General features: G+C 44.1%; 18 protein-coding genes. 15 read left to right on the top strand and 3 right to left on the bottom strand.

Annotated elements, in window-relative coordinates:
* Positions 1 to 102 precede the first annotated feature (102 nt).
* Positions 103 to 2874: a PAS domain-containing hybrid sensor histidine kinase/response regulator gene (locus MH215_RS06630; protein WP_239289260.1), complete on the top strand. Its 2772-nt coding sequence runs from the start codon at positions 103 to 105 to the stop codon at positions 2872 to 2874.
* A 101-nt stretch (positions 2875 to 2975) separates the two neighbouring features.
* On the opposite strand, the gene MH215_RS06625 is transcribed toward MH215_RS06630, so the two are convergent.
* Positions 2976 to 3188: a cation:proton antiporter regulatory subunit gene (locus MH215_RS06625; RefSeq protein WP_056701081.1), complete on the bottom strand. Its 213-nt coding sequence runs from the start codon at positions 3186 to 3188 to the stop codon at positions 2976 to 2978.
* A 138-nt stretch (positions 3189 to 3326) separates the two neighbouring features.
* Positions 3327 to 4061: a hypothetical protein gene (locus tag MH215_RS06620; protein WP_239289258.1), complete on the bottom strand. Its 735-nt coding sequence runs from the start codon at positions 4059 to 4061 to the stop codon at positions 3327 to 3329.
* Positions 4062 to 4773: 712 nt separating this feature from the next.
* On the opposite strand from MH215_RS06620, the gene MH215_RS06615 reads away from it, so the two are divergent.
* The 14 genes from MH215_RS06615 (at position 4774) to MH215_RS06550 (ending at position 24395) form a co-directional block, all read left to right on the top strand.
* Positions 4774 to 6468, top strand: coding sequence for a M3 family oligoendopeptidase (locus MH215_RS06615; protein WP_239289256.1), 1695 nt, complete (start codon positions 4774 to 4776; stop codon positions 6466 to 6468).
* Positions 6469 to 6618: 150 nt separating this feature from the next.
* Positions 6619 to 7473, top strand: coding sequence for a GNAT family N-acetyltransferase (locus tag MH215_RS06610; protein WP_239289254.1), 855 nt, complete (start codon positions 6619 to 6621; stop codon positions 7471 to 7473).
* Positions 7474 to 7678: 205 nt separating this feature from the next.
* On the top strand, positions 7679 to 8830 hold the full coding sequence (locus MH215_RS06605; RefSeq protein ID WP_239289252.1) for an iron-containing alcohol dehydrogenase: 1152 nt from the start codon (positions 7679 to 7681) through the stop codon (positions 8828 to 8830).
* 553 nt (positions 8831 to 9383) lie between these two features.
* Positions 9384 to 10553, top strand: a complete 1170-nt coding sequence (locus tag MH215_RS06600) for a glucose-1-phosphate adenylyltransferase (RefSeq protein WP_056701092.1) — start codon at positions 9384 to 9386, stop codon at positions 10551 to 10553.
* 26 nt (positions 10554 to 10579) lie between these two features.
* Complete coding sequence (gene glgD, locus MH215_RS06595; RefSeq protein ID WP_239289250.1) at positions 10580 to 11683, top strand: glucose-1-phosphate adenylyltransferase subunit GlgD; 1104 nt, start codon at positions 10580 to 10582, stop codon at positions 11681 to 11683.
* A 310-nt stretch (positions 11684 to 11993) separates the two neighbouring features.
* Positions 11994 to 14426: a glycogen/starch/alpha-glucan phosphorylase gene (locus tag MH215_RS06590; RefSeq protein WP_239289248.1), complete on the top strand. Its 2433-nt coding sequence runs from the start codon at positions 11994 to 11996 to the stop codon at positions 14424 to 14426.
* A 181-nt stretch (positions 14427 to 14607) separates the two neighbouring features.
* Positions 14608 to 15474 carry an AraC family transcriptional regulator gene (locus tag MH215_RS06585; RefSeq protein ID WP_239289246.1) on the top strand — a complete coding sequence of 289 codons (867 nt, stop codon included), beginning with the start codon at positions 14608 to 14610 and terminating at the stop codon, positions 15472 to 15474.
* A gap of 44 nt (positions 15475 to 15518) precedes the next feature.
* Positions 15519 to 15980, top strand: coding sequence for a VanZ family protein (locus MH215_RS06580; RefSeq protein WP_239289244.1), 462 nt, complete (start codon positions 15519 to 15521; stop codon positions 15978 to 15980).
* Between the two features lie 199 nt (positions 15981 to 16179).
* Positions 16180 to 17868, top strand: coding sequence for a glycoside hydrolase family 13 protein (locus MH215_RS06575; protein ID WP_239289242.1), 1689 nt, complete (start codon positions 16180 to 16182; stop codon positions 17866 to 17868).
* 127 nt (positions 17869 to 17995) lie between these two features.
* Positions 17996 to 18688, top strand: coding sequence for a metal-dependent hydrolase (locus MH215_RS06570; RefSeq protein ID WP_239289240.1), 693 nt, complete (start codon positions 17996 to 17998; stop codon positions 18686 to 18688).
* 461 nt (positions 18689 to 19149) lie between these two features.
* Positions 19150 to 20871, top strand: a complete 1722-nt coding sequence (treC, locus tag MH215_RS06565) for an alpha,alpha-phosphotrehalase (protein WP_239289238.1) — start codon at positions 19150 to 19152, stop codon at positions 20869 to 20871.
* Between the two features lie 84 nt (positions 20872 to 20955).
* Complete coding sequence (treP, locus tag MH215_RS06560; RefSeq protein ID WP_239289237.1) at positions 20956 to 22977, top strand: PTS system trehalose-specific EIIBC component; 2022 nt, start codon at positions 20956 to 20958, stop codon at positions 22975 to 22977.
* 270 nt (positions 22978 to 23247) lie between these two features.
* Positions 23248 to 24102 carry a chemotaxis protein gene (locus MH215_RS06555; protein ID WP_239289236.1) on the top strand — a complete coding sequence of 285 codons (855 nt, stop codon included), beginning with the start codon at positions 23248 to 23250 and terminating at the stop codon, positions 24100 to 24102.
* Between the two features lie 26 nt (positions 24103 to 24128).
* Complete coding sequence (locus MH215_RS06550) at positions 24129 to 24395, top strand: YkgJ family cysteine cluster protein (protein WP_239289235.1); 267 nt, start codon at positions 24129 to 24131, stop codon at positions 24393 to 24395.
* A 145-nt stretch (positions 24396 to 24540) separates the two neighbouring features.
* Here MH215_RS06550 and MH215_RS06545 read toward each other — a convergent pair whose 3' ends face one another.
* Positions 24541 to 25662 carry an AbrB family transcriptional regulator gene (locus tag MH215_RS06545; RefSeq protein ID WP_239289234.1) on the bottom strand — a complete coding sequence of 374 codons (1122 nt, stop codon included), beginning with the start codon at positions 25660 to 25662 and terminating at the stop codon, positions 24541 to 24543.
* Positions 25663 to 25716 lie beyond the last annotated feature (54 nt).

Genomic DNA, 25716 nt, shown 5'->3' with positions numbered 1-25716 from the left:
TTATCAATGATAGGATTTGGGGTACTACTCTATAGAAGAAGTTATGTATTGAAGTAAGCTTTCATTACGAAATGGTTGGATAACTGAAAAGGAGGATAAGCGGTGTCGAATCCAATTACACAGAACCGTTTGCTGTTCGAACAATTATATACTCATGCGCCGATCGGCATTGCTGTTGCTTCACATGTGAATGGTCGTTGGCTCCAGCTCAATCCCGCCTTTTGTGAGATGTTGGGGTATCGTGAAGATGAATTAATTGATAAGTCAATCATACATATGATCTATGAGGCTGATCTGGATATGGATAGCTTCCGGTCTGAGTTTTACGATATGACCAATGGTGTTACCATGATGTACGAAACTGAGTTCCGCTTGAAACGCAAGAACAATACGCTCCTATGGGCATGTGTCCGGGCATGTATCGTCAAAGATGAGATGACGGATGAGCCTATATATTTACTCGTGCAAGCAGCCGATATTTCGAAGCAAAAGGAAGCGGAGGAGCGTCTGATCATCCAACGCCAAAAGTTGGAGGAGAGCAGCCAAATCTCTCGTATGCTCACAGAATCATCCTTGGATATGATCGCTATCCATGATGCGGATGTTGAGCGAACTTTCAAATATATATCGCCTGCCTGCGAAATCATGCTTGGTTATCAACCGGAGGAATTAGTAGGTCACTCCGGCTTATCTGTCATATATCCAGAGGATATTCCTTTAGTGAAGGCATATGTTACAGGTCAGATTCAAGGCCTTGCTCCGGATCGAATCAGTTATCGTCTCCGGCATAAAGATGGATCGCCAGTGTGGGTGGATACGTTAACACAGTACGTGTATGATGAGCAGGGCAATCTTCAGGAGATGATTGCTGTAACCAGAGATATGACCGCTAGAAAGCAAGAGGAGCTTCGTCAGCAGGAATATCAGTCACTATTCGACTACAATCCATTGGGGGTAGCGTCACTTGCTCCAGATGGAAAACTGCTTAAGGCAAACTCCGGGCAAGAGCAGCTTACTGGACATACCAAAGAGGAGCTGTTAGGTGGCTCGTTTGAACATCTCATTGATCCAGTTGATCTGGAGAAGACCCGTTACTATTTTGAAGAGAGTGTGAAGGGGAAAGCTCAGAGCTACGAGATTGGATTAATTCATAAAGATGGTCAGCGTATTGAAACGAATGTAATTAATGTTCCGATTATTCTTGAGGGACAAGTCGTTGGTGTATTTGGAATTACGAGTGATATTACAGAATCTAAACGATATGTTGAGGAAATTGAAAATTTAAGTTATGAACGTGCCCTCATATTAAATGCAATGTCCGAAGGGGTTATTGGACTGGATCGAGATGGACATATCATCTTCGCCAATCCGGCTGCAACAGAGATGATGGACTTCTGTCCGAGTGCGAAAAATGGCATGCCATTTGAGGAGATTATTTTGCAAATGCAAAGTGAAGGCATTCCTTATCCAACAAACGAAACACCCATTGTGAAGGCTGTTCGCGAAGGACGTAGCCTACCAAGGTCAGAGTCTGTTTTCTGGAGACAAGATGGCTCCAGCTTCCTTGCAGAATTTCAACTGAAGCCTATTATGGATCAGGGGAAAACGCGGGGAGCCGTACTGGTCTTTCGTGACATGACAAGTGTGAATGAGATCATTCGGGCGAAGGAAGTAGCTGAGCATGCAGACAAAGCTAAGTCTGAATTCCTTGCGATCATGAGTCATGAGCTGCGCACACCTCTGAATGGTATTATGGGAATGGCACATTTATTAAAGGAAACAGAACTCGATGAAGAACAACATGGATTTGCCGAGATCATTATTGATAGCGGGGAATCATTACTGCATATCCTTAATGAGATTCTGGATTTTAGCAAGATTGAAGCTGGTAAAATGGATCTTGCACGTGAAGCGGTTGATCTAAGAGAGATGACTGCGGGTGTCATGGAGCTGTTTGCGCTGCGAGCATCCGAGAAAAATATTGAATTATACTGTGAAATATCGGATCAGGTTCCTGAGCGTATGAGAGGGGACGAAACGCGTATCCGCCAAGTGCTTATTAACCTCGTTGGCAATGCGGTCAAATTCACGGATAAGGGCAATATCCAGATCCATATGAATGTACATCCAGCAGAATGCGAGAATGAGGAGCGGCTCACACTGGCATTTACAGTGAAAGATACTGGAATCGGTATACCTCTTGAGAAGCAGCATCAACTATTCCAATCGTTCTCTCAGTTGGATCCTTCCATTAATCGCAAGTACGGAGGCACAGGTCTAGGGCTCGCGATCAGTAGGAAGCTGGTGGAGCTAATGGGTGGTGCGATTGGCGTACAGAGTGATGCTGGCGAGGGAGCAGAGTTCTACTTCACGTTGTCGCTAGAGCGCTGGAATGACGAATCTGGGGATCTTATAGAGGAATCCAATGAAGTGAGTGAACTCACCGATCAGTCACATCAAGCTGCGGGGATTAAAATCTTAGTGGCAGAGGATCAACAGTTGAACAGTCACCTCATGGAGGAAATGCTGCGTAAGCACGGCGGTGTATGTGACATTGTAGAGAATGGTGAAGAAGCTGTGAAGGCGCTGGAACGGGAGCATTATGATCTGATCTTTATGGATATCAAAATGCCGATCATGGATGGCATTGAAGCCACCTGCAAGATTAGGCAAACACATCCGGAAATTCCGGTCATTGCTGCGATCACTGCATTTGTGGGTGCCACAGATCGTGAAGCATGTTTGAAGTGTGGCATGCAGGATTTTATTAGCAAACCGTTCAGTTCTCAGGAGATACGTCGTGTCATGAATACATGGGTTCCCTTTATCCGAGCTCATCAAAAAAACGTTAAATCAAATTTTGAAGTAACCTAAGTGAATATCCCATGAATTGAAACAACCTGCCCCTAAGCTTAGAGGCAGGTTGCATTTCGTTTTTGTAGTGGAGAACTATCCATCCGAGAAGGGCTTGAAACTTAAGACCATCCTCCGATTAACCCAGAGAGGGTTACACACTCATCATCTTCCAATTCTGCAATTAGCGTAAGTTCCTCTTGGTCAGTTGGGTCAACCGAGAACAATTCACGGCGTCCATCTTCGTGCACAATAATAACCAGTTGGTTGCCGCTTTTTGTATCAAACTGGTACTTAACTCCAATACCAGGTAAAGGACATTCCCGGATATTCATGTAATACTGTCACCTCTTTAGCTTTTCCGTAATAAGTTTAACCGTTCGCACAGTACGGATGTATTCTACTATCCCTAACAACGTTTGGCAAGTCATGATTCAAATTACCGACAATTAATTATCCTTACGTTATATATTTTAGCCATTTCGGCGCTGTCTGACACGTCTGCGACGCAAGAAAAACCAGATCAGCAATGCGAGTATTAACATGAGGCCAATAACAGCTGCGATAATAATATTTCGAATGTTCGGAATCTGTACAGTCAAATCCAGTGTATTCCGATTGAGTGGGGAAATGTGCCACGTTAGTGTTTTACCCCCATCGTCCACAACATCTGCGTTTGAATCCTTCGCTTTGATTGGGAGAGATAGCTTGAAGTCGAAATTAACATCCTTTAATAATAGGTTTTTAAGAAAACTCGGTACTTTGTTAATCTGATCTTTGATGTTACCATCCGGCATGGATTCCATGACATCCGCTTCTGCAGTAAGGTGTAGTGTTGACGAGAACAAACCTGGTGTTTTGGATTGCTCGACCGTAATGCCTTGAGGTAAGCTTGACATATCAAAGTCGGTTGTGTTGCTTCTCTCATAGTGAGTGGTTGCAGTAAGCTGCTGCGTGTCTCCTTGCTTGGTAACTTCTGCTTCGAAATTGTTCTTCTTCAACGTATCGGCCAGCAGTGCCATCAGATTATCCTGTCCGATTTTGCCTAGCGCAGCATCGGTTACACTGAGATTCAGATCTAGATCGGATGATCCATCTAGATTGACGGTTACATGAGCTTCTCCGTCTGCGCAAGCCGTTAACACGGATAACATCAATGTTAGTAAGATAGCGCTAAATAAGTAACGTAAAGGCATACGAATCGACATCTAGTTCAACCTTTCAATGTAAAATCATATTTCTATTTCATAGAGTTATAGTATACACCGGATGTATAACAGATGAAACGTTGGGCATGGATTGCATTTTGTGATATGGTATGATTTGATCTGCATGCAAGGGGTGCCATTAAATCAGTACATAAGGTTCAGCATCGTTTGATGAGGTGTGGATGCAGATGCCTAGAACGTGGAATAATGAATAACATATCATCCCGTATACAAATCCATTGATTAAAATTAAAGATTTCGTATTTTTGTCAATGTTCGGTCAATTCAAATGGTGTTTCACCGTGTAAACTGGTAGTAGTGTGTAGAATATTCGGAGCAGGGGGGTTACATTCATGACTTACATTATTATTTTGGTTGCAATTATGGTCGTGGGAATGGTCGGAATGGGCTGGTTTTATATGGTTGTGGACAAAGACAAAAATTAGTCTGAATTATTGAATAGCATATGTAAGTAAGACAAGCTTATAAGCTGGCTTCGCGATAATGCGGCGCGGGCTTATTTGCGTTTGCGTATGTATCTAAGTAGACCTAACATGAATATGTAATATATATGACCTTACATGTTTTTCAATTTGACCAATGGACAAATATTTTTCATAAAGTTGGGATTTTTAGGCTGCTCTTTTGTATAATAGGTTTAGTTTAAAACGGGAATCTCCCGAATCTACCAAATAGGAAAGGGTGTACATAAATGAAGTTTAGTGAATACACGTATACACGTCCCGATCTGGAACACATCAAGACCTCTTTCGGTGAACTGCTGAAGGGATTCGAAGCGGCGGCTTCAGTGGAAGAACAAAGTGATTTCATGGACAAGATCAATGCCCTGCGCAGTGATTTCGAAACTCAGGCACAACTGGTCTATATCCGTCACTCCATTGATACCAATGATGAGTTTTACAAGGCAGAGAATGAGTTCCTGGATGAAAGTCAGCCTGTTGTTCAAGAGTATATTACCGATTTTTACCGTGCGCTGGTGAATTCCAAGTTCCGTGCGGAACTAGAGCAAAAGTGGGGAATCCAACTGTTTCAGCTCGCTGAGCAAGCTTTGAAAACATTCAGCCCGGAGATCATTGAGGATCTTCAGAAGGAAAACAAACTTTCTACGGAATACAATCAGCTGATTGCTTCAGCCAAAATTCCGTTTGAAGGTGAAGAGCGTACACTGCCTCAACTGCATCCATTTGAGCTGTCTACGGATCGCTCGATGCGGGAACGTGCTTCAGAAGCGCGGTATACCTTTATGGCGGAGCATGAAGCAGAATTCGACCGGATCTATGATGAACTGGTGAAAGTGCGTACACAGATTGCGAAAAAGCTAGGGTATCCAAGCTATGTGGAGCTTGGTTATGACCGTATGAATCGTACGGATTATAACGCAGAGATGGTAGCGAATTTCCGCGCACAAGTCCGAGATTATATCGTACCTGTTGCAACCAAGCTGAGAGAACGTCAACGCAGCCGGATTGACGTGGATACACTCTATTTTTACGATCAAGGCTTTAGTTTCAAAACGGGTAATCCAACACCAAAAGGTGATCCAGACTGGATTGTAGAGAACGGGAAACGGATGTATGCCGAACTTTCACCAGAAACAGATGTGTTCTTCCAGATGATGACGGACAACGAACTAATGGATCTGGAGAGCAAAAAAGGCAAACAGGGCGGGGGATATTGCACCTACTTGAACGATTATAAAGTACCGTTTATCTTCTCCAACTTCAACGGAACATCGGGTGACATTGATGTCTTGACTCATGAAGCAGGTCATGCGTTCCAAGTGTATGAAAGCCGCCACTTTGAAGTGCCGGAATACAACTGGCCTACCTTTGAATCCGCTGAGATTCATTCCATGAGCATGGAGTTCTTCACTTGGCCATGGATGGAGCTGTTCTTCAAGGAAGATACCGATAAATACAAGTTCGATCACCTTTCTTCCGGACTGCTCTTCATCCCTTATGGCGTAGCGGTAGATGAATTCCAACACTTTGTCTATGCTAATCCTGATGCAACTCCGACGGAGCGCAAGCAAGCATGGCGCAACATTGAGAAGACGTATTTGCCACATATTAATTACAAAGATAATGCTTATTTGGAACAGGGCGGATTCTGGCATAAACAGGGTCATATTTTCTCCTCACCGTTCTATTACATTGACTATACGTTAGCTCAAATCTGCGCATTCCAGTTCTGGAAACGCAGCAATCAGGATATGAAGTCTGCTTGGGCAGATTATTTGACGCTGTGCAAAGCCGGAGGAAGCCTGTCCTTTACTGGATTGGTCGAGCTTGCGGGACTTAATTCTCCGTTTGAAGACGGCTGTGTCTCTTCTGTAATTGGAGATATTGAAGCTTGGCTGGATGGCGTAGACGACAAAGCACTCTAAGAGAATTCGAAGAGAAGCTTAAATGAGGTGAAATGGTACGAAGAATAATCCGCACTTAATCTGTATGGCATTCTGAGCGTAGAGCTAGTAGGACAGATTTGGATGTCTGTAGCTTACGAATACTCTTAGACAGAATGCGAGGATTATATCATGCTGTACTTAGTTCATGATTCAACTTTACTGAAACGTGTACAGGATCTTGTAGGTGATCGACAGGGGCATGTCGTCATGGGTGGAGTGCTTGCTGGACTTCAAGCCGGACGAGTATATGTCGATCACCCAGATATCCTGGGAGGCGTGTTTATCTGGGCGAGACATGAGATGTTTTATTGGATTGGTGATCCAGACGATTCATTATTTCATACACAGGTGAAACAGCTGTTAAGAGAGGAGCTTCTGCCCGAAGCCCTGAGGGTTGGTGAAGAGATGTTGAATCTTGAATTGCTTCCGACTCATGGAGGCAGTTGGGATTCTATTTTACAGGTGACCTTTGCAGGCAAATTAGGCGAAGGTTATCGAATTCCATTCACTTTTAATCAGATAAAATTTAATCATTGGTTGCAGCAACACGCTTGTTTGGATTTACCTCCCCAATATCAGGTTAGCGTAATTGATGCTACATTGCTGGAAGAGGACACGAGCGGTGTAATCCAAGAAGAGATTTTGAAATTCTGGTATAGGGTTGAAGACTTTATCCGATATGGGCTAGGAACCTGTGTCATCCTGGATGGTCAAGTCGTAGGTACCTGTTTGTCTGTATTTGTGAGTGATGAGCATCATGAGATTGGCATTCATACGTACAACGCAGTGCATCGAGGTCAAGGTTTGGCTACAGCTATGGCGACTTCTTATATACGGTTATGTCTTGAACGGGGTTATGTACCTCATTGGACAACCGAAGATTTTCGTAAAGATTCAATGGCTATCGCTCAAAAGCTGGGCTTTGAGAAGGGGAAGGCATACCGTGTGTATTACGCACCCATTCAAGAGCTGTTAAGTACCTGAACGGATCATTAGATATGGAGTAATGAGTAAACGATAATTAAGAAAGAGTTAACCCTTTGTGGTTAGCTCTTTCTATCATTTTATTGTAGATCATCCTTAAATGTAACATTTGTTAGCTCTATTGTGATTAATTTCACTATATCTGAAAACGGATTCAGTTACAATGAAGTCAGTTACAAATCAGGGTAACAGGAGGCTGGTTCAAATGGCAACACATGCATATTATGTTCCGCCCGTGAACTTGATGGGGAGAGGCTGTATCCAAGAAGCAAGCACAATGATTCGAGACATGGGGATTCGCAAAGCACTGGTCGTCAGCGACCGGCCGTTAATTGCTTCAGGCGTTGCGGAACAGGTGCTGTCTATATTAAGAAAATCTGGGCTAGACTATATCGTATATGATGATGTTCAGCCTAATCCGACATGTCAGAACGTACATGATGGGCTTCAGGTGTATCAAGAACATGGGTGTGATGCGATTATTTCAATCGGCGGTGGTTCACCACAGGATGCTGCGAAGGCTATTGGCATTGTAGCTACAAATGGTGGTCATATCCGTGATTATGAAGGACTTCATCAATCGCAACATAAGTCAGTACCCCTCGTTGCGTTTAATACAACGGCTGGTACGTCAAGTGAGGTGACAATTAACTACGTGATTACAGATGAGGAACGTAAAGTGAAAATGGTGATGGTGGACAAAAACAGTCTCGTTTCCCTCTCGGTAAATGATCCGGAATTGATGTTAAGTAAACCTTCTAGCCTAACTGCGGCAACAGGGATGGATGCATTAACCCATGCCGTGGAAGCGATGGTCACACCAGGTGGGTTCACGGTTACAAGTGCGACAGCAGCGGCGGCTGTTGAATTGATCTTCGAATATCTGCCGAGAGCTGTAAGAGATGGCAGTGATCTAGAAGCAAGAGAACATATGACATATGCGTGTTTTCTAGGCGGAATAGCCTTTAACAATGCTGGCTTAGGATATGTTCATGCGATGGCGCATCAACTAGGTGGTGTATATGATCTTCCGCACGGTGTATGTAACGCGATGTTACTCCCCTATGTGGAAGAGATGAATGCAAAGCATGTACCAGGCAAATTCCGTCATATCGCCAAAGCGATTGGCATGAATGTGCAAGGGAAAAGTGATGAGCAGTGCTCTGAATATGTCATTGAAGCAATTCGCCAGCTATCCAAAGAGGTCGGTATTCCGGAGAAGCTGTCCGAACTAGGCGTTAACGACTTGGATATCGAACTACTCGCTGACAATGCGATGAAGGACGCCTGTGCACCTGGGAACCCCTATCAGCCTTCCAAAGATGAAGTGATGGAGCTGTTCCGTAAAATTATATAATGAATCGTGCACACAAGCCGGGAATACAAGTTCTCGGCTTATTTGTCGTTTAATCCTGTAATTAAATTACTTTATTTTCCATATTATATTTCCTTACAAAAACAAAAGGAGTTTGATTCCTTCTTAGCGAATACAATTCCTAAGTAACATCAAAGTGGGTTGGAGGGAGTGAATGCACGAGAGAAGTAGATGGACTTTTAGGATCAATGACTCAGTAAGTTTCGTGTTTCTTGTTTGTGTTTAATGTTTACTTAGGCAAGAAACTCATTTTCTACGCAACAATATCGATTGCCACCCTGCAAAATACACCTCAGTTTAACTAGTTGAATGACTCTTCACTTTTTATTTTTCATTTTAATTTCATTTCTGACATGGCAGTGATGCCAGCTTATTTACAATGTGAGTTTTCACCACTTTTGTATATGTAATGTACATGAACAAGGTTTATACAGCATGCTCCTGATCATGACAACAGTGTCCACTCATCCACAGAATAAGAACTTGGGAGACTGAATGAAAGAGAGAATGAAAGCAAGTGGAGGAGGCTGTAATGATGGCGAAAAAAGAAGTTGTAGCAATGCTGTTAGCCGGAGGCCAAGGCAAACGGTTGAAGGGACTTACCAAATCACTGGCTAAACCCGCCGTCTATTTCGGTGGTACGTATCGAATCATTGATTTTCCTCTAAGTAATTGCTCTAACTCTGGCATTGACACCGTTGGTGTATTAACCCAATACGAACCTCTTGTGTTGCATTCCTACATTGGAATCGGCAGCGATTGGGATTTGGATCGCAAAAATGGTGGTGTATATGTACTGCCCCCACATGAACGTGAAGATGGAAGCAACTGGTATCGTGGAACAGCAGACGCCATCTATCGGAATCTCAACTTTATCGAACAATTTGACCCTGAGCATGTACTCGTTCTATCAGGGGATCATATTTATAAAATGAATTATGAGAAAATGCTTCAGTATCATAAGGAAAAGGACGCGGATTGCACGATTTCAGTCATTGATGTATCCCTGGAAGAGGCAAGTCGGTTCGGAATACTGAACACTCATGATGACTACCGTATCTATGAATTCGAAGAAAAACCTTCTCAGCCTAAGAGTACGCTCGCATCTATGGGTATCTATCTCTTCAAGTGGGATGTATTGAAACGTTTCCTGATCCAGGACGAACAACAGGCATCCACCTCTTATGATTTTGGCAAAGACATCATCCCCTTATTGCTTGAACATGAAAAATCACTTTATGCGTATCCATTTGAAGGCTATTGGAAAGACGTTGGTACGATTCGTAGTCTGTGGGAATCCAATATGGATCTGCTGGACGACGAGGCACCTTTTAATCTGAATGATCCAGACTGGCGTATCTATACGCGCAATCCGAATCAGCCTGCACAGTATATTTCTCCAACCGCAAAGGTGCGAAATTGCATTATTAGTGAAGGCACGGTTGTCCACGGTGAGGTGAACCATTCGGTGTTATTTTATGGCGTGGAGGTTGGTCAGAACAGTGAAGTCATTGACTCTGTTGTGATGCCAAAAGTGAAGATTGGGCACAATGTGCGCATTCATCGCGCTATTATATCGGAAGGACTCGTCATTCCTGACGGTGCACACATTGCCCCTTTACCGGGAGACGAAAGTGATATTGTACTCATCGATCAAGAAGAATTGGAGCGTCAGCTCCGCGAGGGAATGACAAGCAAAGCCTAATCTGAGGGTAAAGGACGGTGCATGCGATGAAACCATTGATCGGAGTTATTAACCTTGACCATGAGCTTGAAGAATTGAAGGAATTGACGTACTTTCGCTGCGGAGCTGCGGTGCCCTATGCCGGACGTTACCGTCTAATTGATTTTGTGTTGTCTAACATGATGAATGCAGGCATTGAAAGCATTGGTGTATTTGTAAGGCGTAAATATCGTTCACTCTTAGATCATCTAGGTGATGGGAAGCCATGGGATCTGGATCGTAAACATGGAGGTATGTTTATTTTGCCACCGGATTGGAATGATCCAACGGATACCTCACAGGGCGATTTACAGCATTTTCATAATAACCTAGATTTCTTTCACCGGGGGTCGGGAGAATATGTTGTTCATGCCGGTAGCCGTCATGTAACCAAGGCGGATCTACAGGATGTCTACAGGTATCATAAAAGCACAGGGGCGGACGTTACGCTGGTCTGCAAAAAAGTAGATCAATTGTTGCCTGAGCATAATGCTTGTGTCAAAGTTGAACATGACGGGTACGGTAATGTGGTAGACATTCACCAAAGTGCCGATCACCCGAATATATATACAGAAATTTTTATCATGGAAAAACAACTGTTCTTGCGCCAAGTACAGCGCTGCATCGATCACGGCGAGAGTCATTTTTTTCGTGATGTGATCCAGAAAAATCCAGATGGTTTGAAGATTGCTGCTTATGCGTACGACGGATATCATGCCGTAATCAATTCAATCGAAAGTTATTATCGGAATAGTCTGGAACTGTTGAACAAAGGGCTGTATGATCAACTGTTCCAAGAAGAGCCTGTTCAAACGAAGATTAAATATGAGGCACCCGCTAAATATCTCGATACAGCCGATGTGAAACATTCCTTACTCGCGAACGGGTGCATTGTTGGTGGGGAAGTCGAGGATAGTATTCTGTTTCGTGGAGTGCATGTAGCCAAAGGTGCCAAAATTAAAGGTTCCATTATTATGCAGAAGTGTTACATTGGTGAGGGAGCTGTACTGGAGAATGTTATCCTCGATAAAGATGTGAAGCTAACGGGTGGGCAGACGTTGATTGGTGACCCATCAAACCCGTATATTTTGGCAAAAAGCACTATTATCTAATCGGATCGCATAACCGATATCATCTATAAATATATAAAATAAAAATCCTGTAGGATGGATTTAGGTTCATGGATAAAAGATATTTTGCAGAAGAGCTCAACAGTAAGTGAAGGGGACGAAATCAATTCTGAAGAAGTGTAGCGTTCGCCTTTATCCCTGAATTTTTACAACTAAAAAATTGAATAAGGAAATACAGGGGTAACAGCGATCGAAAGAATGATTCGTCACCGTAACGCCAACATGCTCGAACCAAAATATGCAGTACATGAGCGTTAACACTCTACAGGATTTCCCCGGGAGGAACCTACTTTTGTTTGACAACAAAGAAACGTTCAAGAGCATATTTCAACGGAATCTGGTCAGCAAATTGGGCAAACCGCTTGAAGAAGCAACGCAGGAAGATGTCTATCACGTACTTGGAAGTATGATTCGCGAATACGCGGGGCAAGATTGGGCGACCTCGAATCAAGGATTTAAGCAGCGGCAGGATAAACAGGTCTATTACTTCTCGCTCGAATTCCTGATTGGACGTCTGCTCGGTAATAACTTACTCAATGTTAATGAATTGGAACTCGTTCGTGACAGCCTGGCTGATCTAGGTTTCTCATTAGAGGAAGTGGAGGAACAGGAAGCGGATGCTGGACTCGGTAACGGTGGATTAGGACGGCTCGCAGCCTGTTTTCTGGATTCATTAGCTTCCCTCGGTTATGCAGGTCATGGTTGTGGTATTCGTTATAAATATGGTCTGTTTGAACAAAAAATCATTAACGGTAACCAGGTTGAGCTGCCAGACAATTGGCTGGAGAAGGGCAATGAGTGGGAAGTCCGCCGTCCAGACAAGAAAGTCGAAGTAAAGTTCTGGGGTCGCGTAGAAACGCAGGAAGAGAATGGACGTTATCAGTTCGTAACGAAGGATGCTGAATCCGTTGTAGCGGTTCCCTACGATGTGCCGATCATCGGTTATGGGCACCCTCACGTGAATACGTTGCGACTCTGGAGTGCCGAACCGAAGCGCGAAAGTTCGCTGGATACGCCTTCCAACTATTACGGATATCTCGATTACAGTCGTTCGGTTGAATCCATCTCGGAGTTCCTGTATCCTGACGATTCTCAGTATGAAGGTAAGCTGCTGCGTTTGAAGCAACAGTATTTCATGTGTTCGTCTGGGGTACAGAGTGCCTTGCGGACATTTAATAAGCTGGGTCTGTCTTATGACCGGTTGCCGGATAAGGTTGCATTCCATATCAACGATACACATCCAACACTCGTCATTCCTGAGCTAATGCGTATCTTAATGGACGATCAAGGGTATGGATGGGATGAAGCGTGGGACATCACGACCCGCACGGTCTCCTACACGAACCATACTACACTCAGTGAGGCGCTTGAAAAATGGCCTGTATCCATGATTAGCAAGCTGTTGCCACGGATCTACATGATTATTGAAGAGATTAACAAGCGCTTCTGCAGCATGCTTCTGGATCGATATCCCGGAGATCAGGAACGTATAACACATCTGGCCGTTATTGCGCATGATCAGGTTAGAATGGCACATCTCGCTATCGTGGGCAGCCACAGCGTAAATGGTGTAGCGGCGCTGCATACCGAAATTCTTAAAGATCGTGAGATGGCTCCGTTCTATGCACTCTATCCAGAGCGTTTCAATAACAAAACCAATGGAATAACCCATCGTCGCTGGTTAATGCATGCCAATCCTAAACTATCTCATCTCATTACAGAGACGATCGGGAATGCTTGGATAACCGAACCTGGTAAGTTAAATGAACTGACAACAGTTTCGCAAGATGCATCCTTCCAAGAGCAATTCCGTGCCATTAAACGAAACAATAAGGAACGGCTTGCGTCTTATATTTTGGATCATACGGGAACAGCAGTGAATCCAGACTCTATTTTTGATGTGCAGGTGAAACGATTGCACGGGTATAAGCGGCAATTGCTGAACATTCTGCATGTCATGCATTTATACAATAAACTCAAGAATGATCCCACGTTCGACATCGTACCGCGGACATTCATCTTTGGTGCCAAGGCTGCGCCAAGTTATTATTTTGCCAAAAAAATCATTAAGCTCATTAATAATGTAGCAAGCACGATCAATCAGGATAAGGCAGTTAATGATCGTTTGAAAGTATTTTTCCTTGAGAACTACTCCGTTTCACTGGCAGAGAAAATTATTCCAGCTGCGGATGTCAGTGAACAGATTTCGACGGCGGGTAAGGAAGCTTCGGGCACGGGCAACATGAAATTCATGATGAACGGAGCCTTGACCATCGGAACGATGGACGGAGCTAATGTCGAGATGGCAGAGCAGGTTGGAGAGGATAATATGTTTATCTTCGGACTACGCGCCGATGAGGTGTTAAACTATGTTCATTCCGGTTCCTATCGACCTGGTGAGCTGGTCAGTCAGGATAACCGAATCCGTGAAGTAGTAGAGCAACTCATCCATCCGGGAGCATTCTGCCATCGAGAAGGGGAATTCTGGGATATCTACGATTCATTAGTTGCCCATGGTGATGAATATTTTGTACTGCGTGACTTTGCCGCGTATGCTGATGCACATGCTGCTATCGATGTGGCTTACCGGGATATACCGGATTGGACTCGTAGGGCTGTGCTGAATACAGCACAATCAGGCATATTCTCAAGTGATCGTACCATTAGCGAGTATGCGACAGATATCTGGGGCATTGAACCGGTATCTGGATATTGGAAAGGGTAATGATGTAGAGAAATCCCCTCGGTCAATCGAGGGGATTTTGTCTATGTATAGATGCTTTTCAAACTGTATTGAACGAAATGTCCGCACAGCAAATCAAAAAAAACGTGGCAGCTCAGTCATAATGATGGAGAAATCGTTCATTTCATATCTGCAGCATAGCGTAGAAAGGAAAGGATGCAACATGGATCATTACACACGTATCCAACTTGCGATTACATACCTAGAGGAACATCTACAAGATGAATTTAATGTGAAGCAGACGGCTGCATGCGCTGGCTTCTCTGCGTTTCATTTCCAGCGTTTATTTCAGGCTATAACAGGGTACACCGTGTTGGAGTATGTACGCAGACGTAGGTTCAGTGAGGCGGCTCAACATGTAAGGAATACGAGCGAAGGTATACTCGACATCGCCTTGAACTGGGGGTATCAATCACAGGAAGCATTTACACGGGCATTTGCAACGTACTGGGGTGTGACACCTGCCAAATTTCGCAAGTTAGAGGATAATTCCTATTCCTTAAAGCTCCAGCAGATGATTGATTTCAACGATTATCGTAATCAGCTTGGAGGGGGATTTTATATGAACACACCACGCATCGTAACGCTTGAACCAATTCGCATTATCGGGTATGAGTACAAGACGAATTTGAATGACAACCAGCATTATGGAGAAATTCCGGGCTTTTATCATCAGTTTGGAACAGAGCAGAAATTCATGGACATTCCAGACCGTTCACGTCAGGATCTAGCGTATGGCATTGCCTGCCACTTTCAGGAAGATGGTCAATTTTCTTTTATCATAGGTGAGGAGAGCGCTAGTGTAACACCATTGTTGAAGCCAGGATATATGGAGTTTGAAATTCCCGGCGGCGTGTATGCGGAGTTCAGGGTTGATGGTTCGGGTCAGGATATCCGCAAGATGATCTATGGTAGCTGGTTACCCCAATCCAACTACGAGCGAGGGGAAGGAGCAGACTTTGAGGTGACCGATGTATGGAAGTCTACCCCTGAGCAGTTGGACATGAAGATCTATATTCCGCTAAAATAAACAGAACCGCTCCGCGGTAATAAAGGCCGGAGGACTTCAGGGATATGAGTGGAGATTCATGGATCAACTCCAGACAGTGTAGGATCATTGTGGCAGTGATTTCCGTGATCTATGTGCTGTTTATGGGCAATTTATTATTTTTCAAAGGCAGAACGGTAGGCTTAACCTATCAATATAACTGGATTCCTTTTGAAACGATCAGACCTCTTTTCTTGGAGAGAGAAAAGTACACGACAGAAGCTTGGGTAAAAAATCTATTTGGCAATATTGTATTATTTATTCCCTTAGGCGTGTGCATTCCCGTGTTATTTCGCAAATGTCGATCCTTCCTTAAGCTTACAGTAACCGTTATCCTAATTTTGTTTGCGGTAGAACTAATGCAGCTAGTAACCCGGGTTGGGACGTTTGATGTCGATGACATTATACTGAATACATTAGGGGCATGGATCGGATATGGAGGTTTGCGATTTTTGATGCATGTTGGGGGACTTGGTCAATCCATATAGTCCTCATAGTTCAGAGTTTAAGTAAATCACAGGTTGAATAGCAGGATCGGGATTTAGTGTACCTACCGTGAGGTTGTCACTTGAACCGATCCTTTTTGCGTGTAATTGAGTAGCGGGTGTTTATCAAGAGGGCATTTCGGATAAAACATATTAACGGGATATTGAACGACCTTCATAAATAAAATATAAGAGAAATGAGGTGGCTGACATCGTTTGGTGGAAAGAGAGTGTAGTGTATCAGATCTATCCGATCAGCTTCATGGACTCGGACGGAGACGGTCATGGAGATCTGCGAGGAATCTATGATAAGCTCGATTATCTTACGGATATTGGAATCGATGTAATTTGGATCTGTCCGATCTATGAATCACCTGGTCATGATAATGGCTATGACATTAGCGATTATTACGCGATTATGCGTAAATATGGCACGATGGAAGACTTTGATCGATTGCTGGAAGAGGCACATAAGCGTGGTCTTAAAATCATGATGGATCTAGTGCTGAATCATACTTCGGATGAACATCCGTGGTTTGCAGAATCACGTTCAATGAAAGACAATCCGAAACGAGACTATTATATCTGGCGATCGGGTAAACATGGTCAACTTCCGAACAACTGGGAGTCTTATTTTGGGGGTTCAGTGTGGAAGCTTGATCCGGAGACGAATGAGTATTATCTACATTTGTATTCTGAACATCAGCCTGATCTCAACTGGGATAATCCACAGATGGCGGAAGAGATGTATGAAATGGTTCATTGGTGGCTCGAAAAAGGGGTCGATGGCTTCCGTTTCGATGCAGTTGCTCATATTGCGAAGGCAGAGGGTCTGCCCAGTGCGCATAATCCCGATAATCTACCTGTTGTGCCTGCATATCAGCTATTCTCGAACCTGCAACAGGTTCATTCCATTTTAAATAAGCTGAACGATATGATTCTGAAACCCTATGGACCGATGACAGTAGGCGAAACATCGGGTCTCGGCCCTGAGCAAGCTCTTGCTTATGTGGGAACAGATCGTAATGAGCTTAATATGGTGTTTCAATTCGAGCACATGTTTGTAGATGCCCAATCCTCAGGGATCGGGAAGTGGAACTACCGAGAGTGGAAGTTACCTGAGCTGAAAGAAATCATGAGTCAATGGCAGACCGTCCTGCATGGACGCGGGTGGAATGCGAACTATATGGGAAACCATGATCAGCCTCGGCCGGTATCCCGTTTTGGTGATGATGGCAAATATAGAGTGCGCTCAGCCCAGATGCTGGCGACCTGGATGATGACTCTTGAAGGTACACCATATATTTATCAAGGCGAAGAGATCGGCATGACCAATATTGCTTTTCCGGACATCGAACAATATCGAGATATTGAAACGATGAATTATTACAGACATCATATCGGTCAGGGGAGATCGAAACAGGATGTCATGGAGGCTATCTGGCTGAAGAGTCGGGACAATGCACGAACTCCCATGCAATGGGATGACAGTGAGCATGCTGGATTCACGAAGGGTGAACCTTGGATTCAGGTGAATGATAACTTTGCAGAGATCAATGTCGCTGCTGCTGAAAGTGATCCACAGTCCATTTTACATTACTATCGAAAGTTGATTTCACTGCGCAAAAAAAACAAGGTGCTGATCTATGGGGCGTATGAATTACTTCTTGCCGATGACCCTGATATATACGCATATACACGGACACTAGATGATGAGAAAGTGCTAGTGATCCTCAACTTTAGTTCAAATGAACCTGAAATGCATTGGCCCGAGGGATGGGCAGCAGAACAAGCCAAACTCATGATCTGTAATGTGAACAAACGTTACTCGACAGATGAAGGCACCATTCTATTGCAGCCTTATGAGGCGAGAGTTTATCGAATGCTCTAAATTGTTCTAATTTTGATTTGTATGCTGGCTATGGACTATACTTATAAACGTAAGTTGTGAAATCATGGATGTGAAGTAAACTAAACTACATTACTGTTGTATATTAACTTGTCAGGAGGCTGCCGAGATGCTGCAGATTACTTATCATGGACATTCTAGTGTTCAACTGGGCACAGAAGAAAAATCGCTGATCATTGATCCTTTTCTACGTGGCAATGAGCTGGCTGTTACTAAACCCGAAAACATTAAGGCAGACGCCGTGCTGTTGACTCATGCACATATGGATCATATTTTGGACGCTGAACCGATTGCTAAGGCGAATAATGCCAAAGTGGTTGCTATTGTGGAGTTGGCTACATACATGTCATGGAAAGGGCTTGATACGCTGGGTATGAACATGGGCGGAACTGTGGATCTTGATTTTGCACAGGCGAAAATGATCCAGGCCTTCCATACATCAGGAATTGTGCTGGAAGAGGAACAACGCATTATGTACGCAGGATTGCCTGCAGGATACATCATTAACATTGGTGGTAAAACGATATTGCATGCGGGTGATACAAGCTTATTCGGTGATATGAAAATGATTGGAGATCGTCATAAGATAGATGTTGCCTTCCTGCCGATTGGTGGACACTTCACCATGGGGCCTGAAGATGCACTTCAAGCCGCAGAGTGGTTTAATGCCAAACTGACCATCCCTGTACATTATGATACATTCCCAGTGATTCGTCAGGATGCTGAAAAGTTCGTACAGCAGCTAGCTTCCGCAGGATTGGAAGGTCGCGTGATGGCACCAGGGGACTCCTTTAATTTATAGAGGTTGTTTTCAATCGCCTACTCTGGATCGAGCAATGAAGAAGGTGAGTAATACGTTAAGTTAGATGACGTGTTGCTCACCTTCTTTTTTGTTTTGAGATTTAAAGTACAAGTTTAGGGTGTAAGTTCATGATATCGAACTATATGCATATCTTTAAGTTGAGACGAGGTGAGTTATTCATTTTGGATACAAATCACCGATATCAAGGCGTTTCCGAACGTTAGTTTCAAAATAAATGTTACATAGCAACCATTTATGGGGAATGTGTAGAAAGGGTATGTATAGCGGTTGTTCACCAAGCTTCAACTGAGTTCGCTCACGTTAGCAAATCGAAGTCGTTAATACGAACTTATAAGAAAAATACAGTTTCAACTTGTATATACATGTTTACTTATGTAATATAGACATGAAGTTAACTGATGAGTTAGATCAATACGTATTAAAATTTTGGAGGCGTTAACATGAGTTCAACCGACACAACTTCCTCATCGTGGTGGAAAACGTCCACGGTGTATCAGGTATATCCCAAGAGCTTCAACGATACGACGGGAACAGGCACAGGGGATATTCGAGGCCTGACGGAAAAACTAGACTATTTGCAGCATTTGGGTATTGATATCGTATGGCTACAGCCAGTCTATGTTTCTCCTCAACATGACAATGGTTATGATGTGGCTGATTATTACAAGATTAACCCTGACTATGGCACAATGGAGGACTTCGACGAACTGTTGAAGGGGCTCAAAGCGCGAGATATGAAATTAATGATTGATATCGTGGTGAACCACTCGTCCACGGATCATGAATGGTTCCAGCAATCGAGGTCTTCCAAGGATAATCCGTACCGGGATTATTATATTTGGAAAGATCCAGCTCCAGATGGCGGTCTGCCTAACAATTGGCAGTCTAAATTTGGTGGGCCGGCATGGCAATACGATGAGCATACAGGTCAATACTTCCTAACCTTGTTCGACAAAACACAGGCTGATCTGAATTGGGAGAATGAGCAAGTACGTAAAGCTGTGCGCGATATGATTAAATTCTGGGCGGATAAAGGAGTAGACGGCTTCCGGATGGATGTCATTAACCTGATCTCCAAGGATCAGCGTTTTCCAAACGATGACGGCAGTGTACCTCCGGGAGATGGTCGTAAGTTTTACACCGATGGACCACGTGTACACGAATACATCACCGAGATGTATGAAGAGGTATTCGGTCCCTACAATATGGTCACGGTGGGAGAGATGTCTTCCACAACGTTAGAGCACTGCATTCAATATTCCAACCCGAACTCGCGGGAATTCTCAATGACCTTCAATTTTCACCATTTGAAAGTGGACTATCCGAATGGTCAGAAATGGGAACTGATGCCGTATGATTTCGAGGCAATGAAGCAATTGTTCAGTGATTGGCAGACTGGCATGCAAGCAGGTGGTGGCTGGAACGCTTTATTCCTCAATAACCATGATCAGCCTCGGGCATTGTCCCGTTTCGCGGATGATGGTGATTATCGTGCCGAAAGTGCCAAAATGCTGGCAACGACAATCCATGGTATGCAGGGCACGCCCTATGTTTATCAAGGGGAAGAAATTGGAATGCCAAACCCTGTATGGAACGATGTTAGTGAGTTCCGTGATATTGAATCAACCAACATGTACCGTTTGCTGCAAGAGGAAGGGGGTAAGTCCGCTGAGGAAGCCTTTGAGATCGTTAAGCAGCGCTCGCGGGATAACTCAAGAACGCCAATGCAATGGGATGCTAGTGAGAACGCAGGATTTACAACTGGCACACCATGGATCAAGGTCGATGAGCGATATCTTTCCATTCATGTGGCTGAGCAACTGGCTAATCCGGATTCAATCTACTATCACTATCGCAAACTGATTGCTCTGCGTAAGCAAGTACCTGTATTGATCAACGGATTGTATGAACGTCTTGATGATGCCCATCCAGAAGTGTTCGCTTATGCGCGCACGAATGGAAGTGATACGTTGATTGTGGTGTCTAACTTCAGTCAGCGTAGTACGAACTTTACATTCCCTGATGCAATCTGGAAGGAACACATTACCGACAAGACACATGAATTGCTGATCGGTAATACAGAAAATACGCCTGATTTGGCGCAGGAATTATCATTAAGCCCTTATTCATCTTATATGTGGCTAGTTCCACAAAAGAATTAGTAGCAATTGTTCCAAAAGTCTTTATACACAACCAGGCTTTTGGAACATGCACATATACACATTAACGAAGCGGGAAGTGACATTATGGCAATAGATAGAAAACAGGTAGAGGAGATTGTACGCGCAGTTGGCGGCAAAGAGAATATTGAAGCTGCAACACACTGTGTTACACGTCTCCGGTTTGCCTTGGTTGATGAGGGCAAAGTTGATGCGGCAGCTTTGGACCAGAATGATTTGGTTAAAGGTCAATTCTCATCCCAGGGTCAGTTCCAGGTCGTCATCGGGCCAGGTCTAGTGGATAAAGTATATGATGAAATGATTCAGATTACAGGTGGTGACCGTTCTTCCAAGGATGATGTGAAGGCGGTGGCAGGGAAGAAACAAAATCCGATTCAACGCGCCATCAAAACCCTTTCGGATATTTTCATTCCGATTCTGCCAGCGATCATTACAGCAGGTCTATTGCTCGGGATCAACAATATCCTGACAGGGCCGGGGATATTCTTCGATAAAGAATCGTTAGTGGATGTGTATCCGGCATGGAAGGATCTAGCTTCTATTATTAACACGATTGCCAGCACGGCCTTCACATTCCTGCCTGCACTGATTGGTTGGGCAGCTGTTAAACGATTCGGCGGCAGTCCGCTGCTCGGGATTGTGCTTGGGCTAATCCTTGTACACCCTGATCTGCTGAGTGCCTATGGCTATGCTGATGCGGTGAATGATGGTACCGTACCTACGTGGAATTTGTTTGGTTGGCATATTGAGAAGATCGGTTACCAAGGGCAGGTTCTGCCGGTACTAGTATCAGCTTATCTGCTTGCCAAGATGGAAATCTTCCTTAACAAAAGAGTGCATGATTCCGTTAAATTACTTGTAGTGGCACCTGTAACATTACTGATTACTGGATTTTTGGCATTTACAATCATTGGACCAGTTACATTTGCAATTGCAAATGCCATTACATCGGGTCTGATCTATATCTATGATTCATATGCAGCACTGGGTGGATTAATCTATGGTGGACTATATGCATTGCTGGTTATTACGGGAATGCACCATACCTTCCTTGCAGTAGACGTACAATTAATTGGTAGCCAGGGCGGTACATTCCTGTGGCCGATGCTGGCGCTATCCAACATCGCACAAGGTTCCGCGGCGCTTGCGATGATGCTTGTACTGCGTGAACAGAAGATGCGCGGTCTCGCGGCAACATCCTCGGTATCCGCCTTCTTGGGGGTAACGGAGCCGGCAATCTTTGGTGTTAATATTCGTTATCGTTATCCGTTTATCTTCGGTATGATCGGTTCGGCTATTGGCGGTGTGTTACTTACGATGAATAATGTTCAAGCTACCTCAATTGGGGTAGGGGGCGTACCTGGATTCTTATCCATTTTCCCGAACAAATGGGGCGTCTTCTTCATCGGTATGGCTATTGTACTGATTGTACCGTTCCTGTTAACCGTTATTTTCGGAAGAGCCAAAATGAGAAAGCATGATCGTGAGGCGGACAATGGTTCTGCGACATCGGATCATGCATCCACGTCAACTTCTGCTTCCAAGGATACCCGCACTACGGCAAGTCAAAATACAGCTTCTAGCGATGCATCTGCGGTGACTTCCGATGCGCAAGCCTCAATTAATATTCTTGAAGTGATGGCTCCGTTAACGGGTAAAGCTGTATCGTTGGAGCAGGTTCCGGATCCTGCCTTTGCAGAGAAACAAATGGGAGAAGGGATTGCCATTGAACCTTCTGGCAACAAGGTCGTTGCTCCGTTTGATGCACAGGTCGCTCATGTCATTAAGAGCAAACATGCTGTCATTTTGGAGCATGCGAGCGGTGTTCAGATCCTTATTCATGTCGGTATCAATACCGTGTCACTGAAAGGTGAAGGTTTCAATATGCATGTAGAAGCTGGGGAACATGTACGAGCAGGGCAAACCTTGCTTGAATTCGATCGTCAGACGATTGAAGCAGCAGGTCATCCACTCATTACGCCGATTATCGTTCCTGACGGTCAGGATGTGGTAGACCGAGTTGAAGTTACAACAGGTGACGTTACATCCATTCGTAACGGCGTGTTGAAGGTATATCTGAAGGGATAACTTGATGATATGATTAGAAGGGAAGCTCAATTTATTGAGCTTCCTTTTTTAATTGGATTTATCTCATAGAGAATAAACAATGTAGTTTAATACAATTTTCTCTTTATTTTACATTTTGTTATACGGATGTTTCAATTATCCTTTATACTCGTCTTAGTTCAGTTAATATGAGAGAATTGAATAAGATGTGAATCCCCGCATACCTTCAATTTATAGAATAGCTTGAGGAAATGAAGAAAAGGTATCTGGTCAAGGATGAGGAGGGGAACCATGGCACGTATTGCGGTCATGATCATTCATGGGCTTGGTAGGCAAAAAGAAGACTATGCGGATCAGCTTATTTTACGATTGCAGCATGAATTCGATCAGGTCATGGTTATGCCGGGAGCAGCCAAGCAGTATCTCGATATTGAGCCTGTATTTTGGGCTGATGTATTTGAAGAGAGGGAAGAAGAACTGTTCCAGCAGCTTGTCGTTTCGCCTCAATTGAATTATCAGGTACTGCGCCGATTCGTCATCCATTATCTTGCTGATGCTGTAGCTTATCAGCCTGTGGAACAGCAAGGACACCATTATGATGCTGTACACCGTACACTAAGCGAAGCGATGCACAGACTCTCTTACCGTAACGGTCCAGAGACACCTCTTTGCGTGCTGGCTCATAGTTTGGGTGCGGTCATTGCGAGTAATTTCTTCTATGATCTTCAATATCCCTCCAGTCGAACACCTTGTATAATAGATGTAACATCAGCATTGGAGCGGGGAGATACCTTAACTAGCTTTTATTCGTTCGGAACGACACTGCCGCTGTGGAGTTTACGTTATCATGATTTTAGTCAGCCTATTCAGGTTCCAGCGAAACTAGCTCATCAGTTTTTTCCTGGGTTAGAAGGGGAATGGGTTAACTTTTATGATAAGGATGATATACTTGGTTACCCCTTACGTCCGATTGATCCGGCCTATGAAGTAGCCGTGAAGGAAGATATCGAGATTAACTCAGGTAACTGGGTACAGAGCTGGAATCCGCTCAGCCATGGTGGTTATTTTCACAATAGAACCATGAATCATAGAATAGCCCAGGGATTGGCTCGAATGTGGACCTGGGTGAATCGTGAGTTACCATAAGACATCGTAATGAAGGAGACATTATTTTGGAATGCAGAACAGGTTGTGCCGCGTGTTGTATCGCCATTTCGATATCTTCACCGATTCCTGGAATGAAGAGTGGCAAGCCGGCAGGGGTACGCTGTGTACAACTTACGGAAGATAATCGTTGTCGTATTTTTGGACATCCAGACCGTCCTGATGTGTGTAGTGGATTACAGGCTTCATTCGATATGTGCGGTAGTACAGATCAAGAAGCTTTTCGCATCCTTAGCTGGTTAGAACAGGAAACGAATCCGAATGCTCATAACTAAGGGATACACATTATAGTCAATAGCTCGTAGCTGAATGACTCATAACAGATCCCGATATTATTGGCTTATAAGAAAAGCTTGAATCACGAAGAGTACCTCTGGATAGATCCCGGGGTACTCTTTGATGTGAGAAGAATTGTTTTCTTTAATTAGGTGCTCGTGAACATGATTCTGAATTACCTTCTTTCTGTCTCAGTAATCGAGTGAGAACGATCTTCAGAACAGAAGAGACGATGAAGAAAATAAATAAAATTCGGAACAGCTGATATCCTGAGACGACCGATAGATTGGCGTGTACCTCATGAGCCATAATACTCATCTGATCCATGCCTCCTGGGGCCATACTAAGTAGAGAAGTAGCGGCTGATAGGGAGTACACATGCATGAGGATATAACCTAGCCCCAGAGAGCCAGCAATGAGCAGTACACTACTAAGTAAAGCAAGAGTGACAGTTTGCGTCTTGCGCTGTAGCTGCTCTGGTCGAAGCATCAAACCCACATGACTGCCAATCATCAACTGCGATAGATTGAGTACAGAAGAGGGCAGTGCAGGTGTATGCATCGAAGTGGTTAATTGAATCACACACATGACAATCATCGGCCCAAGCATAAAGGCAGTGGGAAAACGCAGCTTACGTGCGATCCAAGCTCCAATGACGCATAGTGGGGCATAGATCCATATTTCTGGGAATAACGCTGTCCATAAGGCACTTGTCCCCAGCACAAGGTCTGTTTCTACAACACTAGCTCCACCGACCCATGGACTAAACAGCAAGAATGGAACACAGAACACGATCATAATTAACCGAGTCACCTGCAAAAAGGTAACCAGGGTTAGATTAATGGATTTCATCTCCTCAGCTAAGGAAACCATCTGGGATAATCCGCCCGGGATACTCCCAACAAGTAAAGACGGAAAGTCAAATGGCGTAAGCTTCGAAGCGAGATAGGCCGTTAATGTACAGAATCCAATGAGTAGTAAGGTCATGAGCAGCATCATGGGAAGCTGGTGCATAATTCCTAGTAATGCATCCTCTGTAAGGGTTAGGCCGATCGAATAACCAACAATCAGAATTCCGTAATCGCGTACGCTTGAAGGCCACATTAACGGGAGCTTAAACACCTGTGCACCAAGAAGCATAAACACCATCGGCCCTAGTAGCCAAGGGATTGGTGTGTGGATCGCAGTGAATGCGATACCTCCCAGTACGGAGACGCTTAAACTGAGCAAAAAACGAAAAACAACGGAGGGACTGTGCTTACGCATCAATCCCATCCGTTCCATTTCCTCATATTAGTTGGCACGAGCCCTATACGTGAA

It is taken from the genome of Paenibacillus sp. ACRSA, assembly GCF_022346845.1.
Lineage (GTDB): Bacteria > Bacillota > Bacilli > Paenibacillales > Paenibacillaceae > Paenibacillus.
The sequence above is the reverse complement of the archived record's forward strand: the minus strand, read 5'-3'. Positions and strand labels throughout refer to the sequence as shown.

Coding starts and splice junctions, on each gene's coding strand:
- MH215_RS06625 (WP_056701081.1), bottom strand. CDS start 3,188: ATGAATATCCGGGAATGTCCTTTACCTGGTATTGGAGTTAAGTACCAG.
- MH215_RS06620 (WP_239289258.1), bottom strand. CDS start 4,061: ATGTCGATTCGTATGCCTTTACGTTACTTATTTAGCGCTATCTTACTA.
- MH215_RS06615 (WP_239289256.1), top strand. CDS start 4,774: ATGAAGTTTAGTGAATACACGTATACACGTCCCGATCTGGAACACATC.
- MH215_RS06610 (WP_239289254.1), top strand. CDS start 6,619: ATGCTGTACTTAGTTCATGATTCAACTTTACTGAAACGTGTACAGGAT.
- MH215_RS06605 (WP_239289252.1), top strand. CDS start 7,679: ATGGCAACACATGCATATTATGTTCCGCCCGTGAACTTGATGGGGAGA.
- MH215_RS06600 (WP_056701092.1), top strand. CDS start 9,384: ATGGCGAAAAAAGAAGTTGTAGCAATGCTGTTAGCCGGAGGCCAAGGC.
- glgD (WP_239289250.1), top strand. CDS start 10,580: ATGAAACCATTGATCGGAGTTATTAACCTTGACCATGAGCTTGAAGAA.
- MH215_RS06585 (WP_239289246.1), top strand. CDS start 14,608: ATGGATCATTACACACGTATCCAACTTGCGATTACATACCTAGAGGAA.
- MH215_RS06580 (WP_239289244.1), top strand. CDS start 15,519: ATGAGTGGAGATTCATGGATCAACTCCAGACAGTGTAGGATCATTGTG.
- MH215_RS06570 (WP_239289240.1), top strand. CDS start 17,996: ATGCTGCAGATTACTTATCATGGACATTCTAGTGTTCAACTGGGCACA.
- treC (WP_239289238.1), top strand. CDS start 19,150: ATGAGTTCAACCGACACAACTTCCTCATCGTGGTGGAAAACGTCCACG.
- treP (WP_239289237.1), top strand. CDS start 20,956: ATGGCAATAGATAGAAAACAGGTAGAGGAGATTGTACGCGCAGTTGGC.
- MH215_RS06555 (WP_239289236.1), top strand. CDS start 23,248: ATGGCACGTATTGCGGTCATGATCATTCATGGGCTTGGTAGGCAAAAA.
- MH215_RS06545 (WP_239289234.1), bottom strand. CDS start 25,662: ATGCGTAAGCACAGTCCCTCCGTTGTTTTTCGTTTTTTGCTCAGTTTA.